This window comes from Mycobacterium sp. TH-M15 (genome assembly GCF_057473705.1).
Map to the genome: position 1 here is coordinate 1 of NZ_JBYCLB010000567.1, position 8,494 is coordinate 8,494.

The 8,494-nt window shown below is 73.5% G+C and carries 9 protein-coding genes and 2 pseudogenes; all 11 read left to right on the forward strand.

Annotated features, from left to right (window positions below; all coding sequences use genetic code 11):
* Window positions 1–1,495: type VII secretion protein EccCb (eccCb, locus tag AC2VNT_RS13835; RefSeq protein ID WP_486947406.1), on the forward strand; the 1,495-nt coding region annotated here is incomplete at its 5' end.
* Window positions 1,492–2,763 (forward strand): type VII secretion-associated protein, encoded by a 1,272-nt coding sequence (locus tag AC2VNT_RS13840; RefSeq protein ID WP_486947407.1) that lies wholly within the window; start codon window positions 1,492–1,494, stop codon window positions 2,761–2,763. The genes eccCb and AC2VNT_RS13840, both read left to right, overlap by 4 nt.
* A 73-nt stretch (window positions 2,764–2,836) precedes the next feature.
* Window positions 2,837–3,163: a WXG100 family type VII secretion target gene (locus tag AC2VNT_RS13845; protein WP_486947408.1), complete on the forward strand. Its 327-nt coding sequence runs from the start codon at window positions 2,837–2,839 to the stop codon at window positions 3,161–3,163.
* A gap of 15 nt (window positions 3,164–3,178) precedes the next feature.
* The gene (locus AC2VNT_RS13850; protein WP_486947409.1) at window positions 3,179–3,475 is read left to right on the forward strand and encodes a WXG100 family type VII secretion target; all 297 of its coding nucleotides are present in this window, start codon (window positions 3,179–3,181) and stop codon (window positions 3,473–3,475) included.
* A 319-nt stretch (window positions 3,476–3,794) separates the two neighbouring features.
* Window positions 3,795–4,238: a 50S ribosomal protein L13 gene (rplM, locus tag AC2VNT_RS13855; protein ID WP_486947410.1), complete on the forward strand. Its 444-nt coding sequence runs from the start codon at window positions 3,795–3,797 to the stop codon at window positions 4,236–4,238.
* Complete coding sequence (gene rpsI, locus AC2VNT_RS13860; protein ID WP_486947411.1) at window positions 4,235–4,753, forward strand: 30S ribosomal protein S9; 519 nt, start codon at window positions 4,235–4,237, stop codon at window positions 4,751–4,753. Before rplM ends, rpsI begins: the two co-directional genes overlap by 4 nt.
* A 106-nt stretch (window positions 4,754–4,859) precedes the next feature.
* Window positions 4,860–6,191: a phosphoglucosamine mutase gene (glmM, locus tag AC2VNT_RS13865; protein WP_486947412.1), complete on the forward strand. Its 1,332-nt coding sequence runs from the start codon at window positions 4,860–4,862 to the stop codon at window positions 6,189–6,191.
* 49 nt (window positions 6,192–6,240) lie between these two features.
* Window positions 6,241–6,540 carry a type VII secretion target gene (locus AC2VNT_RS13870; RefSeq protein ID WP_486947413.1) on the forward strand — a complete coding sequence of 100 codons (300 nt, stop codon included), beginning with the start codon at window positions 6,241–6,243 and terminating at the stop codon, window positions 6,538–6,540.
* Window positions 6,541–6,543: 3 nt separating this feature from the next.
* Complete coding sequence (locus AC2VNT_RS13875) at window positions 6,544–7,929, forward strand: hypothetical protein (RefSeq protein WP_486947414.1); 1,386 nt, start codon at window positions 6,544–6,546, stop codon at window positions 7,927–7,929.
* 124 nt (window positions 7,930–8,053) lie between these two features.
* Window positions 8,054–8,266, forward strand: a pseudogene (locus AC2VNT_RS13880) (antitoxin); the annotation flags it as partial.
* Window positions 8,265–8,420 (forward strand): annotated as a pseudogene (locus AC2VNT_RS13885) (type II toxin-antitoxin system VapC family toxin); the annotation flags it as partial. The pseudogenes AC2VNT_RS13880 and AC2VNT_RS13885, both read left to right, overlap by 2 nt.
* Between the last annotated feature and the right edge of the window lie 74 nt (window positions 8,421–8,494).

Consider the following 8,494-nt stretch of genomic DNA (forward strand, 5'->3'; position numbering starts at 1 on the left):
CGGCAACGTCGCGGTGGTCGGCGCGCCGCAGTCGGGAAAGTCCACGGCGCTGGCGGCGCTGATCACCGCGCTGGCCGGCAGCCATGATCCGGCCCGGGTCCAGGTGTACGGCCTGGATTTCGGCGGCGGTGTGCTGGCCGCGCTGCGCCCGCTGCCGCAGCTGGGGTCGGTCGCCGGCCGGGCCGAACCCGACCTGGTCCGGCGCACGGTGGCCGAGCTGCGCGCCGTCGTCGCCCGCCGGGAGAGCCTGTTCCGGGAGCGCGGCATCGCATCGGTGCAGCGGTTTCGCCGGCTGCGCGCCGACGCCGACCCGGACTGCGCCGCGGACCGGTACGGCGACGTCTTCCTGGTGATCGACGGCTGGGCCGGGTTGTGCCGCGACTTCGCCGCCCTGGAGGAGCCGGTCGTCGACCTGGCCGGGCGCGGCCTGTCGTTCGGGGTGCACGTGGTGCTGTCGGCGTCCCGGTGGGCCGAGATCCGGCCGGCGCTGCGCGACCAGGTCGGCACCCGGATCGAGCTGCGGCTCGGTGACGCCGCCGACTCCGAGTTGGACCGTCGGGCGGCCGAGCAGGTGCCACGGGACCGGCCGGGCCGGTGCCTGACCGTCGGCGGGCTGCACGCGTTGATCGCCTGGCCCAGCCTGCTCGACCCGGGTACCTCAACCGACCCGGCACCGGGGGTGGCCGAGGCGGCACGCCAGGCGGGTGCGCTGCTGGCCGAGCGGCACGGCGAGCTCGTCGCGCCGGCCATCCCGGTGCTGCCCGAGCTGGTGCACCGGGCGGACCTGATCACCGCCGCGCCCGACCGTCCGGTGCTCGGCATCGACGAGGGCGGACTCGACGTCGTCACAATGGATTTCGGCCGGCAGCCGCACCTGCTGATCATCGGCGACACCGAATGCGGCAAGACCGCCACGCTGCGGACCCTCTGCGCCGAACTGGTGCGCACCGCCACCGCCGGGCAGGTGCAGCTCACCGTCATCGACTACCGGCGCGGCCTGCTCGACACCGTCGACGCCGACCACCTGGCCGGGTACGCCGCGTCGCCGGCCGCACTCGCCGAGCCGCTGACCCGGCTGGTCGACCGGCTGGCGCGGCGGATGCCGGGTGCGGAGGTCACCGCCGAGCAGCTCCGGCGGCGGTCGTGGTGGTCCGGCCCGCGGCAGTACCTGGTGGTCGACGACTACGACCTGGTGGCCGGCCCGTCCGGAAGCCCGCTGGCCCCGGTGCTCGAATATCTCCCGTACGCCGTCGACCTGGGGCTGCATCTGCTGGTGGCCCGGCGCAGCGGGGGAGCCGCGCGGGCGGCCTACGAGCCGCTGCTGGCCGCCCTGCGCGAACTGGGCTGCATGGGTCTGCTGATGAGCGGTGATCCCGACGAGGCCCCGCTGATCGGGTCCGCCCGGCCGGTGTGGCTGCCGCCCGGCCGCGGCACCCTGGTCACCCGGGCCGGCGGCGAGCAGCGGATCCAGGTGGCCTGGAGCCCGCCGTCGTGACCGGGCATCGGATGGTCATCGAGGCCGGACCGGGGACGATCCGCCGAATTTGTTGCGGCGCCGGCGAATACCACGACGGCGAGTCGATCTCCGCCGCGCTGGAGTTCATCGACGACCCGGTGGCGCTGGCCGGCGGCGAGCCGATCGCGGTCGCCGCGCTCTGGGTGACGGTGCTGCAGGCGCTGGCCTGCCCGGACCGGGAGTCGGTGCTGGTGCTGTATCCGTCCTGGTGGTCGGCGGCGCGGGTCGAACTCGTCGTCGAGGCCGCGCGCACCGTCGCCGGCGACGTCACCGCGCGGCCGCGGTCCCGGCCGTGCGGCGACGACTCGACCGGTGCCGCCGGGCCCGCCCGCATCGTCGTCGAGATCGCCGATCGGCTGGTGGCCCTCACCGACCGGGCCGGGACCGTCGCCGAACCGCGGGGCGGGCCGCCGGACCGGCTGGCCGAGACGGTGTGTCGGCGGGTGATGGCGCTGGCCGCCGGCCGGCCCGCGGCGATCCGGGTGGATGCGGCGAGCGGGGTCGGCGGGGCCGCCGTGCTAGCGGGGCTGATCGCTGACCGGCTTGCCACCGCGCCGATCGAAGCCGACGTGGCGGTGGCCGACGACCGGTGGCTCGCGGTGGAGGTGGGGCAGCCGGTGGCCGAGCCGGACCTGGCCGAGCCGGACTTGGCCGAGCCGAACCGGCGGTCGCGGCTACCGGTGCTGTCGGCCACGGCGGTGCTGCTTTGCGTGCTGCTGCTGCTGCTGGTGGTGGTGGTGGTGGTGGTCGGCGGCGGGTTCCGGGCCGGCCCGTCGGGTGAGCCGGCACCGGCTGGTCCGGTTGGGCCGGTGACGTTTCTGGTCGACGGGCGGGTGGCGCTGCAGGTGCCGGCGGACTGGCCGGTGCGCCGGGTCGCCACCGGTCCGGGATCGGCCCGGGTCGAGGTGGTCTCGCCCGCGGACCCGGAGGTGATGCTGCACCTGACCCAGGCGGTGGTGCCCGGCCAGACCCTCGGCACGACCGCGGAGACGCTGGCTCGAGCGGTGGACCGGGCCGGCGTCGAGGGGTCGCCCGGGGTCTTCGCCGACTTCGACCGGTCCGGGAGCCGGGCCGGGCGGCCCGCGGTGACCTACCGCGAGCTGCGCCGGGCGCACCAGATCGAATGGACGGTGCTGGTGGACGGGGCGGTGCGGATCAGCATCGGCTGCCAGAGCCGCCCGGACGGCGCCGACGTCGTGCGGGCGCAGTGCGACCAGGCGGTGCGCTCGGCGCGGGCGCTGCGGTGAACCCGCGGCGCGGCGGAACCGAACGCGGCGCCGCGCCGTCGAACCAATCGTCAGGCAACCGGGAGGGGACGGCGTGGGTACACCAACGGACGGCAACAAGCTCAGCACCGACTTCGATCTGATGCGCGCGGTGGCCGGTGCGACCGACAGCCGAAACGAGGAGATCCGGACCATGCTGCAGGCCTTCATCGGCCGGATGCGGGGTGTGCCGCAGACGGTGTGGGCCGGCACCGCGGCGGCACGCTTTCAGCAGGTGGTCGACCGCTGGAACGGCGAGTCGCTGAAGCTGCACCACGCCCTGGCCCAGATCGCCGAGACCATCCGCTACAACGAGCGGGTGCTACGGGAGGCGGTCGAGAACCACTCCCAGCACATCGGCGCCGCCGGCGAGAGCATCTGAGTCGAAGGAAGCGGTATGCACCCGAGCCTGTCGTACAACTTCGACGAGATCGAGTTCTCGGTCCGGCAAGACATCCATGCCACCGCCGCCCGGTTCAACGGCGCGCTGGAGGAGCTGCGCTGCCAGATCGCCCCGCTGCAGCAGGTTTGGACCCGGGAGGCGGCCGGGGCCTACCACGTCGAACAGCTCAAGTGGAACCAGGCCGCCCAGGCCCTCAACGAGATCCTGTTCGACCTCGGCGGCGCGGTGCGCGACGGCGCCGCCGACGTGGCCGACACCGATCGCCGCGCCGCCGGCGCCTGGGGGCGGTGACCGGATAAGCGGGTGTGGCCCCGGCGGAGGAGAGCCGTCGGGGCCCACACCATCTGTTCCCGGCGAGTGGGCGTGCCCCGGCCCGGCGCGCCGTCCGGCGGCCGGGTCCGGGCACGCTCGCGGCCCGTCGATCCGGGTGTTTTGACCTGCCTCGATACCCTCCGGTAAGCAGCTGCGGTGGCGTGCGGTGCCCTTCCGGGCCGCGGGTGCTCGGGTCAGGGTCGGTCGCCGCGAACACCCCGCCGTCAGCGCCGGACCGACACCCGGCTGGAACCGGGATCCGAAACCGGGATAACCCGAATCGAGAGAGGTAAGCGCTGTGCCCACCTACACGCCGAAGGCGGGTGACACCACGCGGTCGTGGTACGTCATCGACGCCACCGACGTGGTGCTCGGCCGGCTCGCCGTCGCGGCAGCAAACCTGTTGCGCGGCAAGCACAAGCCGACATTCACGCCGAATGTCGACGGTGGCGATTTCGTCATCGTCATCAACGCCGACAAGGTCGCCCTCAGCGGCGACAAACTGCGCAGCAAGATCGCTTACCGGCACTCGGGTTACCCGGGCGGTCTGCGCAAGCGCACCACCGGGGAGATGATGGAGCGCCACCCGGGCCGGGTGGTGGAGAAGGCGATCGTCGGCATGCTGCCGAAGAACCGGCTCAGCCGGCAGATCAAGCGCAAGCTGCACGTCTACGCCGGCCCGCAGCACCCGCACGCCGCCCAGCAGCCGACCCCGTACCAGATCAAGCAGGTGACGCAATGAGTGAGACGGTAGAGACCACCGAGGTCGCAGATGCCGCAGTGGCCACCGAGGCCCCCGCCGTCCCGGAGGCCCCGGTGGTCACCGACGACGTCACCGAGGCCCAGCCCGCGCCGGAGCCGCGCGACCCGAACCGGCCGATCCAGACCGTCGGCCGCCGCAAGGAGGCCGTGGTGCGGGTGCGGCTGGTGCCCGGCACCGGCAAGTTCGACCTGGACGGGCGCACCCTGGAGGCATACTTCCCGAACAAGGTGCACCAGCAGCTGATCAAGGCGCCGCTGGTCACCGTGGACCGGGCGGAGAGCTTCGACATCTTCGCCCACCTGGACGGCGGCGGTCCGTCCGGCCAGGCCGGCGCGCTGCGGCTGGCGATCGCCCGGGCGCTGATCATCGTGCAGCCCGAGGACCGGCCGGCGCTGAAGAAGGCCGGCTTCCTGACCCGCGACCCGCGGGCCATCGAGCGCAAGAAGTACGGGCTGAAGAAGGCCCGCAAGGCCCCGCAGTACAGCAAGCGTTGATCGGTCACGGTCCGGCGGCGAGCGTGCGCAGAAACGGCGCACGCTCGGCGTGTCTGGCCGGGAACACGCACACTCGCGGCGATACTCGCGGCGACAAGGGGTAGGCATGGGGCGACTTTTCGGCACCGACGGCGTCCGCGGCACCGCGAATCGCGAACTCACCGCGGAGCTGGCCGTCGCCTTGGGCGGTGCGGCCGCCCGGCAGCTGGCCAGCGGCTCCGACCGCCGGGCGGCGGTGGTCGGCCGCGATCCGCGGGCCAGTGGCGAGATGCTGGAGGCCGCGGTGATCGCCGGGATCACCAGCGAGGGCGTCGACGTGCTGCGGGTCGGGGTGCTGCCCACCCCGGCGGTGGCCTACCTGACCGAGGCCTACCAGGCCGATTTCGGGGTGATGATCTCCGCGTCGCACAACCCGATGCCGGACAACGGCATCAAGATCTTCGGGCCGGGCGGACACAAGCTCGACGACGCCACCGAAGACCAGATCGAGGAGCTGATCGCCGCCGGGCCGGGGCTGCGCCCGGTCGGCGACGGCCTGGGCCGGGTGGTCGACGCGGTGGACGCCACCGACTGCTACCTGCGCCACCTGGGCACGGCGCGCACCGCCCGGCTGGACGGACTCACCGTGGTGGTGGACTGCGCGCACGGCGCCGCGTCGGTGGTGGCGCCGAAGGCCTACCGGGCGGCCGGGGCGACCGTCATGGCGATCAACGCCGACCCGGACGGGCTGAACATCAACGACGGCTGCGGCTCCACCCACCTGGACGGCCTGCGCGACGCGGTGCTCGAGCACCGCGCCGACCTGGGCCTGGCGCACGACGGTGACGCCGACCGCTGCCTGGCCGTCGACGCGGCCGGCAACGTGGTGGACGGCGACGCCATCATGGTGGTGCTGGCACTGGCCATGCGCGAGGCCGGGGAGCTGGCCGGCGACACCCTGGTCACCACCGTGATGAGCAACCTCGGGCTGCACCTGGCCATGCGCGACGCCGGGGTGAACGTGCACACCACCGACGTCGGCGACCGGTACGTGCTGGAGCAGCTGCGCGCCGGTGGCTACACCCTCGGCGGTGAGCAGTCCGGCCACATCGTGCTGCCGCAGCTGGCCAGCACCGGCGACGGCATCATCACCGGGCTGCGGCTGATGTCGCGGATGGCCCAGACCGGCTGCTCCCTGGCCGATCTGGCCGCGAAGATGCGCACGCTGCCGCAAGTGCTGGTCAACGTCGCCGTCGAAGACAAGGCCGCCGCCGCCGGCCGGCTGGGGGTGCGCACCGCGGTGCAGCGCGCCGCCGACGAGCTCGGCGACACCGGCCGCATCCTGTTGCGCCCGTCGGGAACCGAGCAGCTGGTGCGGGTGATGGTGGAGGCCGCCGACGAGGACACCGCCCGCCGCGTCGCCATCGACATCGCCGACGTGGTGCGCGGACAGCACTGAGCTCTCCGGTCAGCGGAACCCGGGTGGCCGTTGTGGCGTCATACCCGGTATGGGGCAACACCTTTTCGTCGACGCCGCGGCGGCATCCGCGGCGGCCGACCAGTTCGACGCCAGTGCTCAGCTGATCGACGCCGCGGTGCGCAGCCGGCTGAGCCGGCTGTCGTTCGACGGCAGCCACGCCGGCCGGGTGCACGTCGCCGACGGGGAAAGCCTGCGACGTGCGTTGGACCGATGGGCCGCGGAGCTGGGCCGATGGTCTCGGGCCAGCGCCGAGATCGCCGCCGTATTGCGCGACAGCGCGCGACGCTACGCCGAGGCCGAGCGCCGGGCCGCGGCCCGGGTCGGCTGAGCCGTGCCGTACCGGGGGCCGTGGCTCGACGTTTCCGCGCGACTGGCCGACGGTCGGGAAGCCGCCGGGCACACCCAGGCCTACGTCTCGGCCTGTCAGCGCCGTGGCTACCAGCATCCGGACCTGACGGCCTACCCCGCCCAGGTGTGCGACTGGTACGACGGCGAGGACGGCTTGGACCTCTCGGCGCTCGACGACGACTGCGCGGCGCTGTGGGCGGGTGCCGGCGCGGCCGAGGAGGCGCTGCGGATGCAGCAGGCCCAACTCGACGCGCTGGCCGCGGCCTGGCAGGGCTCCGGCGCCGATGCCGGGGTGCGGTTCCTGCGTGCCCATTGCGACTCGGCGGCGGTGCTGGTCGGCCGGGTTCGGGCCGCGGCGCTGGCCTGCGATTCGCTGCGCGACGACCTGTGCCGGCTGGTCGACGAGAAGGTGATCGCCGCGGTCGGCATCGACGACCGGGTCTGCGGACAGCGCAGCGAGTGGCTGAGTCCGGCGGTCGCCGACGAGGTGGTCGATCATGGGATAAGGCCATACGTGGAGAACGACATTCAGGGTGAGTGGCTCACCGCGATGCGCTCGGCGCGGAAGTCGGTGACGGCGGCCTACCAGGCGGCTGCCGCCGCCGCGGAGCCCGAGACCGGCGCGGTGTTCCCGATCCCGGGTGAGCTGGGCCCGAGCTGCCAGCCCGATGACCCGGGCCCGGCGGTCTTCGCCGCGCCGATGGCGGTGGCTGAGCCGGCGGAGGGGGCGCCGGTGGACTGGTCACCGCCCCCCGGTGCGTCGCGGGTGGCCGCGCTGCCGCTGGCGCCTCAGCCCGACGACGTGCTGGCCGAGCCGCTCGATCCGACCGCGGCGCCGGAGGACGCCGACCTGCCCGATGGTGTCGGCCTGCCCGACGCCGGGGACGTTCCGGGCGGCTTGGGCCTGCCCGATGGTCTCGGCCTGCCCGACGGCATCGGTATGCCCGGCGGCCTCGGGGCCGGCGGGCTGGCCGGGCTGGTGCCGCGGATCGCCGACGCGATCGGCAGCCTGTTCGGCCCGGGTGGTGACGGGTACGGCGATCCCGGGCTGGAGAACCCGTTCACCGACGAGCCGATCGACGACGACCAGCCGTTCCGCGACGAAGAGCCGGACGGCGAGTTGGTCGACGACGAAGACGAAGACCCCGAGGGTGAGCAGGGTCAACCGGTGGCCGACGAGAGCGATGAGACCGGCGTACCCGACGAGGCGGAGGCGGGCACGCCCGTCGAGGAGGTGGCCGACGGCGCACCCGACGCCGAGCCGCCGGCTGCGCCGGTGGCCGATCAGCCCGCCGCCCCGACGCCGGGCGACCAGCAGCGGACACCGTGTGAGATCGCCGCCGACGAGTTACCGCAGGTCGGGGAGTGAATCGCCGTTGCCGCGGTCGGCGATCATGCGCTGGATGAGGGCGATGATCTGTTGTTGGCCGGCCAGTACGGCATCGCCGCTGTCGATCCGCGATGTGTAAGTAATGCAGATGGATATTCGATGTGTGATCCGAACCCAGGTCCAACTCCCGGACGGGCTCTACCGCGACACCAGGCGGATCGCACGTGAGCAGGAGATACCCCTGGCCGAGGTCGTCCGGCGCGGGCTTGAGCACATGGTGCGGATCCATCCGAGCCGGGACGCGGCATCCGAGGCCTGGCAGCCGCCCGGGCCGCATCGTCTCGGCTCGTTCCGGGCGCCGGGAGGCGCATGGCGCCGCACCCGGGTTTGCCCGCCGGCGGCTGTTCGACGCCCGGCTCGCGCTGACTCTGCGCCACCACGGTGTCGACGAGCTGGCCACTCGAAACACCAACGACTTCACCGACTTCGGCTTCGCACGGGTCTGGGACCCCACAGCGTCCGAGCGCTGACGGTCAAGGGGGCGCGGTCGGCGACGGCGATCAGCCTTCGCCGCGGTCGGCGATCATGCCCTGGATTAGATTGA

Coding starts and splice junctions, on each gene's coding strand:
- AC2VNT_RS13850 (WP_486947409.1), top strand. CDS start 3,179: ATGCACCCGAGCCTGTCGTACAACTTCGACGAGATCGAGTTCTCGGTC.
- rpsI (WP_486947411.1), top strand. CDS start 4,235: ATGAGTGAGACGGTAGAGACCACCGAGGTCGCAGATGCCGCAGTGGCC.
- glmM (WP_486947412.1), top strand. CDS start 4,860: ATGGGGCGACTTTTCGGCACCGACGGCGTCCGCGGCACCGCGAATCGC.
- AC2VNT_RS13870 (WP_486947413.1), top strand. CDS start 6,241: ATGGGGCAACACCTTTTCGTCGACGCCGCGGCGGCATCCGCGGCGGCC.